A 15204-nucleotide genomic window follows, 5' to 3' on the forward strand; every position below is an offset into this window, starting at 1 on the left:
CTTACCACTTGAGCGGTTAAGCTGTCACTTTCAAACAGGCCAGACAAAAACAAGAATGCAATAATCCACTATTTCATAGTTAATAGTTAAATGTGATAATATTTGGTTCTGAATCTATGGACACTCCATAGATTTTCTTTTCACTTTCATCAATTGAAAAAGATTGAATGTTTTGATCCAAAACAAAATTTGACAATATTTTTCCTGAGTAGTCAATTTCAAAGATTCTCATTTTTCGATCTGAGTTACCCAACTCATTGATGGCTCCACCATAGTAAAGTAAAAACATCGATTTTTCACCGGCGAATACATTATAGTAATGTGCTTTGGCCTCCTTCTCATCAATTTTAGGCATAGGGTATCCCTGACTGTATTCTACAGTATAAGGAGTCATATGATTAGAAGGACCAAACAATGTGGTGACTTTTCCTTCAGACAAATCAACGATGTCTATGTAATCTCTAAACAAACCTGCACGTACTCCGTACCTCCCCTTTCTGTTCACTCCCATTCTTCCCTGATGCATACTGGAAATAGTGCTTGCAGGAATATCTTTTCTGGAATCATAGGTAAGCCAATTCCCAAATGAAGCAAGGGTATCATTCTCAAATCCAAGGATAAAATACTGTGTTTCTTTATCCATCATAATCGCCCAAACTGAACTATCCGACAAAAGAGCCATTTCTCCGATATAGAAAAAAGATTCATTTCTGTTGAAGGATTTCTTTGAGATAGCTGTAGTAGTATCTCTGAGATCATATACGTGATAAGACTTGTATTGGGAATCATATACCCATATGTCATATGGGTCGTCCAAACTCTCAATTGTTCTGACGTAAGATATTTCACCAGGACCAACGCCATTCTTACCCAGTTGATTGATAAGACGATGCCCTTTTTTGTCATATACGTTGAGCATCAAATCCTGATTAGGTTGAGACACAACGATAAATTGCTCATTTACATGAATCTGCCTTGGATTTTGAAGCCTATTCAGTTTCAGTTTTTCTCCTTTCAGCAAAACCTCAATTGGTAAATCAGATTCTTTGAAATAAATGTTTTCCTCAGTTTTACCCGACGAACAACCTACTAAAAAAGAAATTGCGATTGGCAAAATTCCTCTATTCCAATCTTCAAAAATTTTCCGAATCATAACTTTAAGAACAGGTAGGATAAATAGTTCTCCAATAAGATTCAGGAAAGTTTAGGCCTATGGGATGATAACAACTAGATGAAATAAACTGACAGCAAAGTCCTCCCCATTGATTACTGCCTCCATTCTCACCGGGTGAACCATCTTGTGCTTTTCCAAAATTTGGAATAAAAGAATAAGTGAGTAATAACAATGCACAGAATACTAATTTTTTCATAAGATTATTTTTTAGTGAAAACGAAGAAAATCATTTTTCATTCGGTTAAAAAAAAATGTTAAAAAATCTTAAACAAAGGCAACTCCTTAGCCTTCTGACGGTATCAGAAATTTTTATCACATCTTTGGAAGCACCAAAGTATCTACGGAGTGAATCACCCGCCCTGGGTGTAATTGAATTAAGTTTATGATTAGGTGCGGATTGCATATACACCTTTATATCTAAACAACTTTGTAAGTTGATATGGTAAAAAAACCAAATACAAATTGGTAAGGATATGTGGAAGAAGGACATGGTAAAAAGTAGAAATATAAAGTCAGAAAGCTGAGAAGCCGCTTGAAAGTAATTTTCAAGCGGCTTTTTAGCTTTTTCAGGACTCTTTGATTTACATCTTCGGAAGTACCACCGTATCTACAGAGTGGATCACCCCATTGGACTGCCATACGTCGGCGATGGTCACTTTGGACTGGCCTCCGTTTTCGTCAGTGATGTAGAAATCTTTGCCCTTCATCCAAAGCGTCAAGATTCCACTCAAATAGGAATTTGAATTTAATTCTTCTTTATACTACTATTTCGCCTTTTACAAAAAAAAAAAAAAACCATTCCTGTATTTTTAGGAATTATTAGTGATTGAAATTTTAAACTTGACTTAAATATTAACCACTAAAAATTCATAACTATGAGAAGGATTAAGCAATTGCTCGTTGGAGGGCTATTTTGTCTTGGAGTAGCCTTTATGTTTAACAGCACAGCATCCAATGCTCAGGGGGCAGGACCTCTGCCAGGAAATCACATTTGCTGTCCAACAGGAGAAGGCTGCGTCGACCGGTTAGGCACACCGTGGCCTGAAGACGAAACCAGAATCGACACCACCTGCACAGTGCTGGGTCAGGGCTAAGAAAATCTTCAGCCAGGGTTGATCCCTGGCTGATTACTGCCTTAACAAATGTTACCATTTCAGGAAAGGCAATTTTTCAAACTTCGAATTGCTCCTCTGAAGTGAACACCTTTTTTCTAATTACATTTTAAAAAATTTAATAGAACTGATGAAAATCCAATACATCTTACTTTTCATACTTTTTTCATTGGTTCAATGTACCTCAAAAACTTCCATAGATCCTTTTGATTTTCCCAATAACGGCAAACCCCAATATGAACTTGTGGGCGAAAAGATTTACTTTCCCGAAGTACTTTCTCCCTGGAAGATTGATCAAAAAGAGGAGTTTTTGATCATTCAGGAGAGTTACAAAATTCCATCTGACAAACCACTCATTCATCTGATCAAGAAAAAGTCTCTAACTCTTTTTGCCTCCAAAGGAGTTATTGGTGAAGGTCCCGGGCAACTCACTGATGCGGATATTTTTGACCCGGGGTTATCAGATTCCACTTTTTGGATCAACGCAGTGATGAGTAAAAAAATGGCACAATTTAATTTGTATGATACTTCAAGGCTTTCTATAAGGGAATTTCGTCAGCCTGAAAGTATGCTTTTTGCCTACATGATGTACCTAACTAAAGAGGAAACCTTCATGTGTTTGGTGGCAGACACACCAAATAAACTTACAGAATATGATTTTGATGGAAAGAAAGTAGGCGGCTATGGTACTTGGGAACAAATTCCGGGGCAGCCAGAGATGGACAATTTTCTTTTGATGACTTACAATAAGGGAAGACTGAAGTCTAATAAGGAAAAGCGATTCTACGTAAAAGCAAGTTTTTACCGAGATCGGATAGAGATCTTTGATTACCAAACAAAAACTTTCACGAATGTTGATGGACCTCGAAAGGAACTGCCCCCCGCACAAATATCTGGTTCAGGATCTAATTCTGCTCTTGTATTTTCGATGGATCAAAAATATGGACATAAAGATGTAGCTGTTTCAGAAAGATTTATTTATAGTCTTTACAGCGGCAGGAGTCAACAGGATATTCAAAAAACTGGAAGAGATTCCGAAACTGTATTTGTCCTGTCCAAAAAAGGGGAAGTGATTTCCAAATTGATGCTTAATAAATCCATAAGAGGGCTAACCGTCGATGAATCCTTAGGCAAAATCTACGGAATCACTACGGATGAAGACCCTGGAATTGCGGTATTCGATATTCCAAAAGAGCTGCTGAAAAATTAGATTGGAAATGGAAAACCCGCTTGAATCAAATCAAGCGGGTTTTTTAAATGTAGTGAAAGAATTCTTTCAAATTACATCTTAGGAAGCACCACGGTATCCACAGCGTGAATTACACCGTTTGACTGCCATACGTCGGCAATGGTAACTTTAGACTGTCCACCGTTTGCATCGGTGATGTAGAGGTCTTTGCCTTTCATCCAATCCGAATTAATTAATCTGATTATACGCTATTCTGCCAGTAGACGAATATTCCCTTGATTTTGGGCTGGGAGACCGAAGACGGAAGACCGAAGAAGTCCTAGAGTTGGCATTTACTAGTCCATTTGAACTTCGAAGTATGCTAATGGCAAAGTTCCGTATATCCATATTAATTAATAACCTACTCAACCAAAACAACAGTATCAGCCGAACCATCTCCGATGTGGCAGTGACCGACGTCTTTACCAACGTGCTGACCCGCTATGGCATGATCACCTTTACCTATATCATCGGCAACTTCAAGCAGCCCGCCGCCGAACCACAGCAGCCTTGGATGATGGGAAGACCTCCTGGAGGAGGAGGAAGGACATGGTAAAAAAGTCAGAAAGCTGAAAAGCCCAAGTCGAAAGATTTGGGCTTTTTTTTAGTTCTTACTTGTGATTTAGAGAAGTAGTTTTTACTTTTTCTGAAGATTTTAATAATTAACCTAACATTCTTTTATGAAAAACACTTTTGCCTCCCCAAGTACAAAAAATTAGGCAGATCCGGATTTTTAGGTTTTCTGACCCTCCTGATCATGATGAATCTCCTGCTGACCTCCTGTGTGGATGAGCCTGAAGCACCGAAAATCGAAGTTGATGAAACTACCCAGGTAGCCAAGGTCAAAGCATGGTTTGAAGAAAACAAAACCAAACTGCGACTTCCAGAGCGAGGGTCTAACTTCCGCACAGAATCCCAAGAATTGATTTTACCATTTTTTGAAAAAGAACCCGACTGGGACAAGTTTCATCATTATTACTTTCCGGATGGAAGGGAAGTTTTTGAAGTAAATCTAGCTAACGTAATAAAATATTTCCCAAAAAGTCTTTTAGATAATTTTCCAAACACAGATGTAGATAGTTTAGTGATCCAAAACATAATGTTTATAAAACATCCAGTTGAAAATAGATTTGATCCCTTAATAGCAAGATACTATCCTAGAAGTAATGAAATGATAAAAAAATTTACTGAGATTTATTATCTTGGAATTGATGAATCATGGATTGGATCTCTAGAAATTTGGACCTTTGATGAACATCATTTTGTAGGATTTGAATTTGATGGAAGTAAAGGAATAAACACCTATAGATATTCTATTCATTCAAATCAGCCTATTGATACCAGAAAAACATTTATTAATTCTTATAACTTAAGAGACGAATGTATTACTACCAGAGAGGTTGTTGAATATAGATACATTGGAGGTCCTACTATAAGTGAAGGGGGGTGTATTTGCCCTGTATATGGAGACGTGACTAGATGTTTCCCTTCATCAAACACTAGTTATGGAGGAACAACAACCACATATTATGATTATTCATCCTACTATTCCTCAGGAGGCAGTAGTTACTCAACGAATACGGAATATAACCCACCTTCAATTCCTAACCCTGAGTTCTTAGACCCAGAGGAAAAAAGAAGACTTCAATTAGAATATTTAAGAACTCATGGACAGTCCGAATTTGTTAATTTGGTTGAACAACTATTATCAATTCAAGGAATAACCTATTATGAGGTAATGGAAATAAACTCATTGGTAAACAATATTTATTATCAAGTGAAGGGAAATTTCATGATGGCCTTATTTAGTCCAGAAAACCTAGGCAAATTTTATTTTTAGCCTTATCCTCAAATGTTTCAAATGAATTAAGGAGTTCCATCCTGAATTCATTACCAAGATATACAGCATATAATGACATTTATCTTTTAATTGGCAATAAATATTGGAGTACAAATGGAGTTTCAACAACATTTTTAGGATTTACAAATCATGGAGCAATTAGTTATGGAATAAGTAAAGGATTTACTCCCAGCTTAATAAAAAGTATTTTAAATCAAGGTACTGCAATTCGGTTACCATACAATGGAGGTTACCAGTTACGAATTCTTTACCCTTATGAAGGAAGGACTATAGGTATCGTAATTGATTCGAATGTTGGCACATCTAATTTTGGGAAAATAATAACCTATTTAACTAATTACTAATGAATGTCACAAGCAAAATAAATGATATTTTAAAGGATTGGAACCCTATAGGAGTGAGTGGTAAGGATCTAGAAAATGAATACACAAGATATATAGAAGAAATAATACTTTGTGTAAAAAACAATGGAGATTTGCTATCACTAATTAATGATATTGAAGGAAACAGGATAGGTTTTTTCTATACCAAAGAAGAAGAAAGAAAAAGTGTAGTAGCTAGAATCCTTGAACTGTTCCAACAAAATAAATCGTAATCTCACTTTTTTGAGGTAGCAAAAAAGTGAGATCCTCTCGGGGTGTAGTAGAATTATGGTTAGGACTAAGTGAGATTGTAACTACACCTTTCTATTCAAACAAATTTGTAATTTGCTTATGATACAGGAGTTGAATAAACTTAGTCAATTGCAAATTGGTAAAGATATGAGGGTGGAATTGCAAATCCCGCCCAATCACAAGGTTGATTTGACTACACCTAGACGGTGGCGGAAAGCAAAAAGTAAAGGCGGAAATCAGAAATCAGAAAAAAGACCCAAGTCGAGAGATTTGGGCTATTTTATCTCAAAATTTTTTTGGGGTTATTTGAAATTCAAAAAATAGTTTTCTTCTTAAAAGAAGTTTTTAATCAATAACCTAACCCCCTGCTGAGTGTAGTTGAAGGTTGAATTTTAAAATGGCGTTGTCTAGGTGTAATTTGTAATTACGCCTTCCTATAAACACAAATTTGTAATTTGCTGATGATTCAATAGAATAGTTGAAATATAGCCAATTGTAAATTGGAAAGAATAGAAGGGTGGAATTGCATGCAGATAGCTATCGGCATCCACCCAGCTCTAACTTGAACTTCAGAGCTACCGAGCAGAGTCTACTCCCAGATGGGAGGAAGAACTTGGTAAAAGCTTAAGTTAAAAAAAAGAAAAAGCAGCTTGAATTCAATTTCAAGCGGCTTTTGGGTTTTAAAAACAAGCGTTTTGCTTACATCTTTGGAAGCACCACTGTGTCCACAGAGTGGATCACTCCGTTGGATTGGAATACATCAGCGATGGTTACCTTGGATTTTCCTCCGTTTTCATCCGTGAGGTAGAGATTCTTGCCTTGCATCCAAGCGGTGAGTTTTCCACCTTGTACGGTCGTCAGGACAGCTTTTCCGTTTCCCTTTTTGATGGCATCGGCGATGTCCTTGGAACCCATTTTGCCAGCCACCACATGGTAAGTCAGCACCGCGGTAAGTTTGCCTTTGTTTTCAGGCTTGAGTAGGGTTTCCACAGTTCCGGTTGGAAGCTTTAGAAATGCTGCATTGTCAGGCGCAAACACCGTGAATGGACCTGAAGTCTGAAGCGTCTCTACCAAACCTGCTGCTTTGACCGCAGCTACCAGCGTGGTGTGGTCTGCAGAGTTGACTGCATTTTCCACGATGTTTTTGGAAGGATACATGGGTGCGCCACCGACTTCTACAGTCTTTTCCATCTGTGCAAATGCAGCATGTGCAGATAGAAATGCGAAGGCTGCCAAAGTCATTTTTAAGAAATTTTTCATGGTTTTGATTGTGTTTGTTGAATTTGGAAGCACTTACGAGGGGAAAAAGAGAACTGGATTTAGACCAATTGAAAATTTTTCAAGAAAAAAATCAGAAGCGATGAGTTCCTCGGAGACTTTTATCCAAAAAAGCCTAAAAATGGTAGCTTTGTGACCGGAATAAATCGCAACTCATGTACCAGGAGAAAATCGAAGCCATCAAAGCTGCCATTGCCGCTGCCGACGCCCAAACACCCGACCAACTCGAAGCTTATCGAATGGAGTTTATCTCCAAGAAAAGTGTGGTGGGTGAGCTTTTTGCCGCGATGGGCCAAATCCCAAATGAGGAAAAACGCGCCTATGGACAGCTCGTCAATGGCGTAAAGCAATTGGCCGAGGAAAAATTCCAGGAACTGATCGAGAAAGTCAATGCCACGAATAAAAAGTCAAAATCGGCAGACATCGATTTGACACTTCCTCCATCCAATGTGGCATTGGGAGGCATTCACCCGCTTACGGCTACCCGTCAGCGGATCATCGAGATCTTTGAACGGATCGGGTTCAATCTTTCCGAAGGTCCGGAGATCGAGGACGATTGGCACAACTTCACCGCGCTGAATTTCCCAGAAAACCACCCTGCTCGCGAAATGCAGGATACCTTTTTCATCGAGAAGAATCCTGATATCGCACTAAGAACCCATACTTCTTCGGTGCAGGTGCGCGTGATGGAAAATCAAAAACCACCCATCCGAACCCTTTCTCCGGGTCGGGTTTACCGAAACGAAGCGATATCTGCCCGTGCGCACTGCATCTTCCATCAGGTAGAGGGACTCTATGTGGATGAAAATGTGGGTTTCGCAGATTTGAAAAATACGCTGTACCATTTTGCCAAGGAGATGTTTGGCAAGGAGACCAAAGTGCGGTTCCGACCTTCTTTCTTCCCCTTCACCGAACCAAGCGCGGAGATCGATATTTCCTGCCTAATCTGCGGTGGTAAAGGCTGCAACGTGTGTAAGCACAGCGGTTGGGTAGAGATCGGTGGATCGGGAATGGTCGATCCGAATGTGCTGGAAAACTGCGGGATTGACTCGAAAAAATATACTGGCTTTGCCTTCGGGATGGGTATCGAGCGAATCGCGATGCTGAAGTATCAGATCCGAGACCTGCGCTTGTTTACCGAAAATGACGTGCGATTCCTAAGGCAGTTTAGGCCGATGTTGTAGAACAAAGGAAGGCTGATCGAGAGATTGGCCTTTTTTTGATTTCCCCGCAGATTTTCGCGGATTCTTTTCGCTGATCGGCGCAGATTATCGAAAAGTCTATTTCCCACAGATTTACACAGAGACTGAATTAAAATCAGTGGGAATCTGTGATTTTTATCTGTGGTGATCTGTGGGAAAAATCAGCGATCATCTCCAACTTTTTCTGCGCTGATCAGCAGGAAACATTTACTAACAAGCCTGTTTGACCGTTCATTAAAAAAGGCGGAATTCATAAAAATGGCTTAAATTAACTGCATGAAAATCACACTAGAAATAGATAAAGACAAGGCTTCAGCATTTCTCAACTTCATTAGGAGTCTTGATTTTATCAAAATCAAAGTCCAAGAGGATTTTGAAGAGCCTACCAAAGAAGAAATCCTTCAAAGCATCGAATCAGGATTGAAAGAAGTGAAAGAACATCAGAAGGGAAAAATTAAACTAAAAGAGGCAAGAGCATTTTTGGATGAACTTTAAAATACTTTTATCAGATACTTTTCAGAAAAACTTCAAGCAACTAGCCAAGAAGCATTCTTCTCTCAAATCTGACTTACTCAAATTGATTGATTCCTTGGAAATTAACCCAAGCCAAGGAACACCACTTGGAAACAATCTCTTCAAAATCCGTCTTGCTATCACGTCCACTGGAAAAGGGAAATCAGGAGGAGCAAGAGTGATCACCTTGGTGAAAGTGGTCAACCAAGAAGTCTTTCTAATCACGATTTATTCAAAAACTGATCGGGAATCCATTTCCAAAGAAGAACTGGACAAATTGGCAAAAGATTTATAGCCTAAAAATCACTTTGAAATTACATTGTTTTCTCTAAACCTGCATTCGTGGGGTTCCTGCGGCAGTTTAGGCCGATGTTGTAGAACAAAGGAAGGCTGATCGAGAGATTGGCCTTTTTTATTTCCCACAGATTCACACGGATTAAAATCACAGATCAACACAGATCTTTTTTCTTGATTTTAAAATCTGTGGGAATCTGTGAAAAAGATCAGTGAAAATCTGTGAGAAATATAGGTGGACAAATCCGCGCTCATCTCCGACTTTTTCTGCGCTGATCAGCGGGAAATTAAAAAGCTGCCTGAAAGGACTCCAATCCCCCGACCTCCAATTTTACCAAAAACACATCTCCGCTCTGCGGAAACTTTTTCAAATCATCCGCTGGCAGATTTTCCTGTGCCGTGGTAATCAGCATCAGGTCCAGATTTTCCCCACCAAAGCAACAGGAAGTGACATGAGGTACGGGCAGTTCGATCTTGTCTAAAAGTTGGCCCGTGCTCGGATCCCAACAATACACGCCCGAACCCGCATAATGCGCCACCCAAAGCATCCCTTCCCGATCGATGCACATCCCGTCCGGAAAGCCCAATCCCTCCGGAATCTCGACTGCTATTCGTCGAAATTCAATGGCTCCAGTTTTCGGATCAAAGGCAAATTCCTGGATTTTCTTGGTTGGGGTGTCGATAAAGTAAAAAGTCTGCCGATCGGCAGTCCAGGCCATTCCGTTGGAAATGGTAAGGTTTGTCAGCTGCACTTTTGGCTGTAAATCGGGCCCGATTCGGTACAGCGAACCAGCACCTTCTGTGAAAAGCGTACTTAGCGTTCCAATCCAAATTCGGCCTTTGGGATCAACCTTTCCATCATTGAAGCGATTCAAAATCAGATCTGATTCAACTTCACATAGCTCTTCAATCTCCTCAGTTTCCCAATCGTAACGCACCAGCTTCCGATCCAAACCCAGAATAAGCTTTCCAATTTGTCCTTCCAAGACCACGGCCAATCGATGTGGGAAATGCCGGATTTCGAGTTGTTCGGTTGCTAAATGATAGCGATGCAGGTTTCCCTTTTCGATATCCACCCAGAAGAAACAGCCGAGCCGCGCAATCCACAGCGGGCCTTCGCCCAAAAAGCACTGGCTCGGGATAGATTTCATTTGAATACTTTTCATGTAGGTTGGATTGAAAAATTGTAAGATTAGAAAAACTCCAATATCTAGAAAGAGGGTAAACTCTAGTTTAGATCTCGTAAATCGTCATTCGTAACTCGTAAATCATTTATGCCAGTATTGCCCAATCTTCTTCTTCAAAAACGCCACGCTGCGCTCCAGCTGATCCATGCCGTCCACGCCGTCTTCGATGCTGATCCAGTTATCAAAACCGACGCGCTTGAGTTCGGTGAAGATCGCATCATAATCATTCATGCCTTTACCGATTTCGCCATGACTTAATCTTTTGGCGTATCCTACGGCCCCTCCTTCTTCTTTTCTCAGGTCTTCAATCGTCCCGTATTTCAAAAAGCGGTCGCTCGCATGCATAGTCACCACCCGCTCGGATACATCATACAACAAATCCAACGGGTCTTCCCCAGCTAAAAACGTATTGCTCGGATCGTAATTCACCCCAAAGTTGGGATGATGGATGGAGTTGACCAGCTTGGTGAAGATCGCTCGCTTCTGGGCAAACTCCGGATATTCCCAGAAATCGTCCTTGTAGTGATTCTCGATGATTAGGGTAATTCCCAGGCTTTTTGCATAAGGAAGGCAGGCTTCAATGCAATCTTTGGCGAGTTGGATTCCCTCCTCCACCGAGAGTTCGGGGCGAAACTGACCGGAAAGGACCCGGCAGTATTTTCCTCCCAAAGCATCCGTCATCTCGATCCAGCGCTTTTGCTTTTGGATTTCCTTTTCCCGGAAAGCCTTGTCCCGATGGGTAAAATCCGGCGAGCAACACATCATGGGGATGACCATGCCCTCGTTTTCGACCATTCGGCGGAATTTAGGCCAGTTTTTTTCATCGGCCATTTCCAAAAATCCAGCATACCACTCCAGTCCATCTAGCTGAAGAGGGGCTGCCAACTTCACCCAATCGGCGATTTTCATACTCCCATCCTTGCAGAGTTGCTGCATAAAGGCCTTGGGAAAGGCGGCTAATTTGGGCATTGGTAATTATTTAAAGGTCTTGTTGTCTTTAGGTAGGTTTCTTCCGATCATCGGATGCTGCTCCAAAGTAAGCACCTGTCCCGATACGGGTCCGCTTTCGTCAGAAAGCCAGAAAATACTCGCGGCGGCGATTTCTTCCGGAGAAAGAATCCTCCCGGATGGCGCAATGATAGCCGGCAACTCCTCATACCAAGTCTCTGACAGGCCGTGCAGCTTTTTTCGCTCGGTCTCCCGTTCGGTAAGTACCCAACCCGGGTTGATTTGATTGACACGAATTCCATATTCCCGCATCAGGGAATCCCCAAGATTGCCGGTCAGGGTCATAATGGCTCCTTTGGAAACCGAATAGGCAAGCAGGTTGGGTTCTCCGCTCCAGGCGTTGATCGAACCGATATTGAGTACGCTTCCACGGGTTTTGATCAGTTCGGGCAATGCCTTTTGAATAAGAAGAAAAGGAGAAATGGTATTGATATCCAACACTTTTTGGAAAAAAGCCCGATCGGTAGTGTGAATATCTGAGGCAATGACCAGCGCGGCATTGTTGACAACTGCGTCGAGCTTTCCAAACCTGCTGACTGCAAGATTGACCAGATTGGTTGGGCAAGTGTCAGTTGTAATGTCTTCCTGATGAAATACAGCATGGTCGGAGCCGATTTCTGCCAATACCTCTTCGCCTAGATCCTGCTCTAACCCGTGAAGAACCACTTTGGCACCTTCAGCCACACATCGCTTGGCAATGGCTTTCCCGATACCTGTAGTACTTCCGGTGACGATAATGACTTTGTCTTTGAGTCGCATTTTAGATCGGTTTTAAAACAGCTTTTACAATTTGTCCGGTATGCATTTTTTCAAAAGCGGTATGCCATTCTGAAATTGACCATACCCCACCGATAATCGGCTTCACATTCAATGCTCCGCTTGCTAACAAGGCAATCACCCGCTCCCAAATGGGCCAGTTGTGGCTGAAGCTTCCTTGCAAACGCACATTTTTTTGCACGATCGGGTCGATGGAAAAATTCAACGGTTGTGGCCCCCATCCTACTTTGGTGATTTGCCCATTGGGCCGCACCAACTTCATGGCTGTCTTGAGGGTGATGCTATGTCCAGCTGCATCCACCACGACATCGGCACCCAATCCATCCCGCTTTTTGGCCCAGGCTTCGGCAGCATCTTCTCCAATCAAGGGATCGCAACCGTAAGCATTTTTAGCAATTTCCAGTCTGCCACGGTCCGCTTCCAAACCCAATACCGCCACCTCAGCGCCACAAAGTCTGGCTACCGCCGCACAAAGAATCCCGATGGTTCCAGGTCCGATGACGACGACCCGATCGCCGGGTTTGATGTGGGAATTCCCTACCAAAGAATTGAAAGCCACACAGCAAGGCTCGGTCAGGCAGGCTTCTTCGAAAGACAAATTCTCCGGTACATGATGCAGACATCTCGCCGGTACTCGAACAAATCGGGTCATGGCCCCATTGACTCCGTAGCCGAAGCCTTTGCGCGTAGGATCAAGGTTGTAAAGTCCGACTTTGCTCATGGGATTGAGTGAATCGATCACGGCCGCGGTCTCCGATACGACCCGATCGCCGACTTTCCAGCCAGAAACTCGAGAACCTAAGGCTGCGATTTTTCCTCCAAACTCATGTCCCAAGACCACCGGATAGTTTACCGGCCAACTGTGGTCAGAAGTCCACTGATGGAGATCGCTTCCGCAAACGCCTACATTCTCGACTTCGAGCAGGATATCATCTTCGCCGATTTCAGGAACAGGGATTTCACGGATTTCTACCGAATGCTTTTGCTCGGAATAGTTGACTACTGCGGGTATTTTGGTACTGGACATGACTTAAGATTTAGAGGGGAAAACAGTGGTTTGGGCATGAATGGCTTGGCAAATCATTCGAAGAGAAGATTCAAGGTCTCCATCTGCAGTTTTGAAAGAATCTGCATCAATGGTCAGCGGAGCGCCCAAGACGACCAACGGAGCGCCGTATAGTGGGCATTGGATTGCTTGTTCGAGGGAAAGTCCCCCTACAGCCTGTACCGGAATATTGACCGCAGCGACTACCTCTCGAAGTTGATCAAGCGGACTAGGCATTCGATGACCTGCCGCAGCAATGCCTCTGCGCTCATCGTAGCCGATATGGTGGATGACATAATCACATCCTAAGTCTTCCAAAAATTTAGCCCCCTCCACCATATCCGGACAGATCATGTTGTCACCCATGACTTGGACACCAAAGTCTTTCCCGGCCTTGACCACACACTTGATGGTTTCGGCATGGGCACGGGCCATGACGACGACGTGAGTGGCTCCGGCTTTGGCCATCATTTCGGCCTCCAGATAGCCCCCATCCATGGTTTTGAGGTCGGCTACAATGGGAATTCCGGGAAAAGCTTCTCTCAGTTTTCGGACTCCATGCAGTCCTTCGGCTAATATCAGGGGAGTACCTGCCTCCAGCCAATCCACCCCGGCACGCAAGGCCAAAGCAGCTGTTTCGAGCGCCTCATCAATATTGGTCAGATCCAGTGAGATCTGCACGATTGGTTTCATAGGTTTTGGGGTTATTGTCAAGGTGGAATATAAAATTTTCTCCACGATTTTTCTGAAAATCTCAATGAAAGGCCTTTTGAATGGAAGAACTGCTTGGGATTATGATTACTTTAAGGTGAAAATACTTGGCCGACTTATCAACCAGAAACAAAAACCCAGAACATGGCTGAAAAGCGAAAAATCACTTTAAAAGACATAGCGAGAGACCTCAAACTTTCCCCATCCACGGTTTCCCGAGCCCTCAATGGATATCCTTCCCTTTCGGAAGAAACCATCCAAATGGTGAAAGAATACGCCGAAAAGCACCACTACACGCCCAACACCATGGCTGTCAATTTTCGGAAAAATCGAACCTCCATTTTGGGGATGATCGTACCACAGATCGTACATCATTTTTTCTCCACGACCATCAACGGCGCCTTAGAAACAGCGAAGAAACATGGATACAGTATCCTTTTGGCACAATCTTACGACCATCTAAAAGACGAAATACTTGCCAGCCAATACTTACTCGGCATGGGAGTCGATGGTCTTCTGATCTCTGTCTCCAACGAAACACAGGAAGCAGATCACCTTCAGGCATTTTTGGAAGAAGGCAAACCGGTAGTCCAGTTTGACAAAATCACCGACTTCCTAGTGGGGCCAAAATTGGTAGTGGATGATTTTGAAGGAGCCTATCAGGCAGTGGCACACCTGATCAAACAGGGCTATCGCAAAATAGCCCATCTCAGCGGTCGAATGGAAGTAAAAAATGCCAATGCTCGATTTTTAGGCTACAAAAAGGCTCTTGAAGATCACGGATTGACTTTCAATGAGGCGTGGGTTCGTCCTTGCTTTGACATCTCCGAACAAGAAGGTTATGACTTTACCAAAAGCTTGATGGAAAGTCCAAACCCACCGGATGCGATTTTTTGCATCACCGATCTGGTCGCTTTGGGGTCTATGAATTACCTGAAATCCTCCGGCTATCAGATCCCAACTCAGGTAGGTTTGATGGGCTTTAGTAACTGGATGCTTTCTGATTTTACGACACCCTCCCTAAGCTCAGTGGACCAATTTGGCTATACTATGGGAAGTAAGGCCTCCGAGATGCTAATCGATTTGTTGAAGCATCAGGATTTGGGAGGAAATGAACTCGTCAAGCTCCCAACTGAGCTAGTGGTTCGCAAATCATCGGTGAAAGGTTAAGCAAAAAATCCTGGCAGATTTTCAAAATCT

16 protein-coding genes and 2 pseudogenes are annotated in these 15204 nt (G+C 42.4%); 9 read left to right on the plus strand and 9 right to left on the minus strand.

From position 1 onward, the window contains the following. Positions 1-79 precede the first annotated feature (79 nt). Both ACFPIK_RS08630 and ACFPIK_RS08635 read right to left on the minus strand, forming a co-directional pair. Entirely contained in the window at positions 80-1153 is a 1074-nt protein-coding gene (locus ACFPIK_RS08630) for a BF3164 family lipoprotein (RefSeq protein ID WP_377914251.1), read from the minus strand. A gap of 602 nt (positions 1154-1755) precedes the next feature. Then, positions 1756-1899: pseudogene (locus ACFPIK_RS08635) on the minus strand (fasciclin domain-containing protein); the annotation flags it as partial. Positions 1900-2049: 150 nt separating this feature from the next. On the opposite strand from ACFPIK_RS08635, the gene ACFPIK_RS08640 reads away from it, so the two are divergent. Together ACFPIK_RS08640 and ACFPIK_RS08645 are read left to right on the plus strand one after the other, a co-directional pair. Then, positions 2050-2268: a hypothetical protein gene (locus tag ACFPIK_RS08640; protein WP_377914253.1), complete on the plus strand. Its 219-nt coding sequence runs from the start codon at positions 2050-2052 to the stop codon at positions 2266-2268. Between the two features lie 148 nt (positions 2269-2416). After that, the gene (locus ACFPIK_RS08645) at positions 2417-3496 is read left to right on the plus strand and encodes a BF3164 family lipoprotein (protein ID WP_377914255.1); all 1080 of its coding nucleotides are present in this window, start codon (positions 2417-2419) and stop codon (positions 3494-3496) included. Positions 3497-3567: 71 nt separating this feature from the next. On the opposite strand, the pseudogene ACFPIK_RS08650 reads toward ACFPIK_RS08645, so the two are convergent. After that, positions 3568-3693, minus strand: a pseudogene (locus ACFPIK_RS08650) (fasciclin domain-containing protein); the annotation flags it as partial. A gap of 146 nt (positions 3694-3839) precedes the next feature. Between ACFPIK_RS08650 and ACFPIK_RS08655 the strand changes: the two are divergent. The 3 genes from ACFPIK_RS08655 (at position 3840) to ACFPIK_RS08665 (ending at position 5970) form a co-directional block, all read left to right on the plus strand. Further along, positions 3840-4070 carry a hypothetical protein gene (locus tag ACFPIK_RS08655; RefSeq protein WP_377914257.1) on the plus strand — a complete coding sequence of 77 codons (231 nt, stop codon included), beginning with the start codon at positions 3840-3842 and terminating at the stop codon, positions 4068-4070. A gap of 201 nt (positions 4071-4271) precedes the next feature. Continuing rightward, positions 4272-5354, plus strand: a complete 1083-nt coding sequence (locus ACFPIK_RS08660; protein WP_377914259.1) for a hypothetical protein — start codon at positions 4272-4274, stop codon at positions 5352-5354. A 364-nt stretch (positions 5355-5718) separates the two neighbouring features. Next, positions 5719-5970 (plus strand): hypothetical protein, encoded by a 252-nt coding sequence (locus ACFPIK_RS08665; protein WP_377914261.1) that lies wholly within the window; start codon positions 5719-5721, stop codon positions 5968-5970. Positions 5971-6688: 718 nt separating this feature from the next. Here ACFPIK_RS08665 and ACFPIK_RS08670 read toward each other — a convergent pair. Next, positions 6689-7249: a fasciclin domain-containing protein gene (locus ACFPIK_RS08670; RefSeq protein ID WP_377914263.1), complete on the minus strand. Its 561-nt coding sequence runs from the start codon at positions 7247-7249 to the stop codon at positions 6689-6691. A 173-nt stretch (positions 7250-7422) separates the two neighbouring features. Between ACFPIK_RS08670 and pheS the strand changes: the two genes are divergently transcribed. The 3 genes from pheS to ACFPIK_RS08685 all read left to right on the plus strand — a co-directional run bounded on the left by pheS (position 7423) and on the right by ACFPIK_RS08685 (position 9277). Further along, positions 7423-8451 carry a phenylalanine--tRNA ligase subunit alpha gene (gene pheS / locus ACFPIK_RS08675; protein ID WP_377914265.1) on the plus strand — a complete coding sequence of 343 codons (1029 nt, stop codon included), beginning with the start codon at positions 7423-7425 and terminating at the stop codon, positions 8449-8451. A gap of 294 nt (positions 8452-8745) precedes the next feature. Then, complete coding sequence (locus ACFPIK_RS08680) at positions 8746-8964, plus strand: hypothetical protein (RefSeq protein ID WP_377914267.1); 219 nt, start codon at positions 8746-8748, stop codon at positions 8962-8964. After that, positions 8954-9277, plus strand: coding sequence for a type II toxin-antitoxin system RelE/ParE family toxin (locus tag ACFPIK_RS08685; RefSeq protein ID WP_377914269.1), 324 nt, complete (start codon positions 8954-8956; stop codon positions 9275-9277). Before ACFPIK_RS08680 ends, ACFPIK_RS08685 begins: the two co-directional genes overlap by 11 nt. A gap of 286 nt (positions 9278-9563) precedes the next feature. On the opposite strand, the gene ACFPIK_RS08690 is transcribed toward ACFPIK_RS08685, so the two are convergent. The 5 genes from ACFPIK_RS08690 to ACFPIK_RS08710 all read right to left on the minus strand — a co-directional run bounded on the left by ACFPIK_RS08690 (position 9564) and on the right by ACFPIK_RS08710 (position 13986). Next, on the minus strand, positions 9564-10442 hold the full coding sequence (locus ACFPIK_RS08690; RefSeq protein ID WP_377914271.1) for an SMP-30/gluconolactonase/LRE family protein: 879 nt from the start codon (positions 10440-10442) through the stop codon (positions 9564-9566). 102 nt (positions 10443-10544) lie between these two features. Further along, positions 10545-11432 carry a sugar phosphate isomerase/epimerase family protein gene (locus ACFPIK_RS08695; RefSeq protein ID WP_377914273.1) on the minus strand — a complete coding sequence of 296 codons (888 nt, stop codon included), beginning with the start codon at positions 11430-11432 and terminating at the stop codon, positions 10545-10547. Positions 11433-11438: 6 nt separating this feature from the next. Further along, positions 11439-12230: an SDR family NAD(P)-dependent oxidoreductase gene (locus tag ACFPIK_RS08700; RefSeq protein WP_377914275.1), complete on the minus strand. Its 792-nt coding sequence runs from the start codon at positions 12228-12230 to the stop codon at positions 11439-11441. 1 nt (position 12231) lies between these two features. Then, a complete protein-coding gene (locus ACFPIK_RS08705; protein WP_377914277.1) occupies positions 12232-13275 on the minus strand; it encodes a zinc-binding dehydrogenase in 1044 nt (347 codons plus the stop codon). Between the two features lie 3 nt (positions 13276-13278). Next, positions 13279-13986, minus strand: a complete 708-nt coding sequence (locus ACFPIK_RS08710; RefSeq protein ID WP_377914279.1) for an orotidine 5'-phosphate decarboxylase / HUMPS family protein — start codon at positions 13984-13986, stop codon at positions 13279-13281. A gap of 162 nt (positions 13987-14148) precedes the next feature. On the opposite strand from ACFPIK_RS08710, the gene ACFPIK_RS08715 reads away from it, so the two are divergent. Next, positions 14149-15174: a LacI family DNA-binding transcriptional regulator gene (locus tag ACFPIK_RS08715; protein WP_377914281.1), complete on the plus strand. Its 1026-nt coding sequence runs from the start codon at positions 14149-14151 to the stop codon at positions 15172-15174. The last annotated feature ends 30 nt before the right edge of the window (positions 15175-15204 follow it).

The organism is Algoriphagus aquatilis (assembly GCF_042657405.1).
GTDB lineage: Bacteria > Bacteroidota > Bacteroidia > Cytophagales > Cyclobacteriaceae > Algoriphagus > Algoriphagus aquatilis.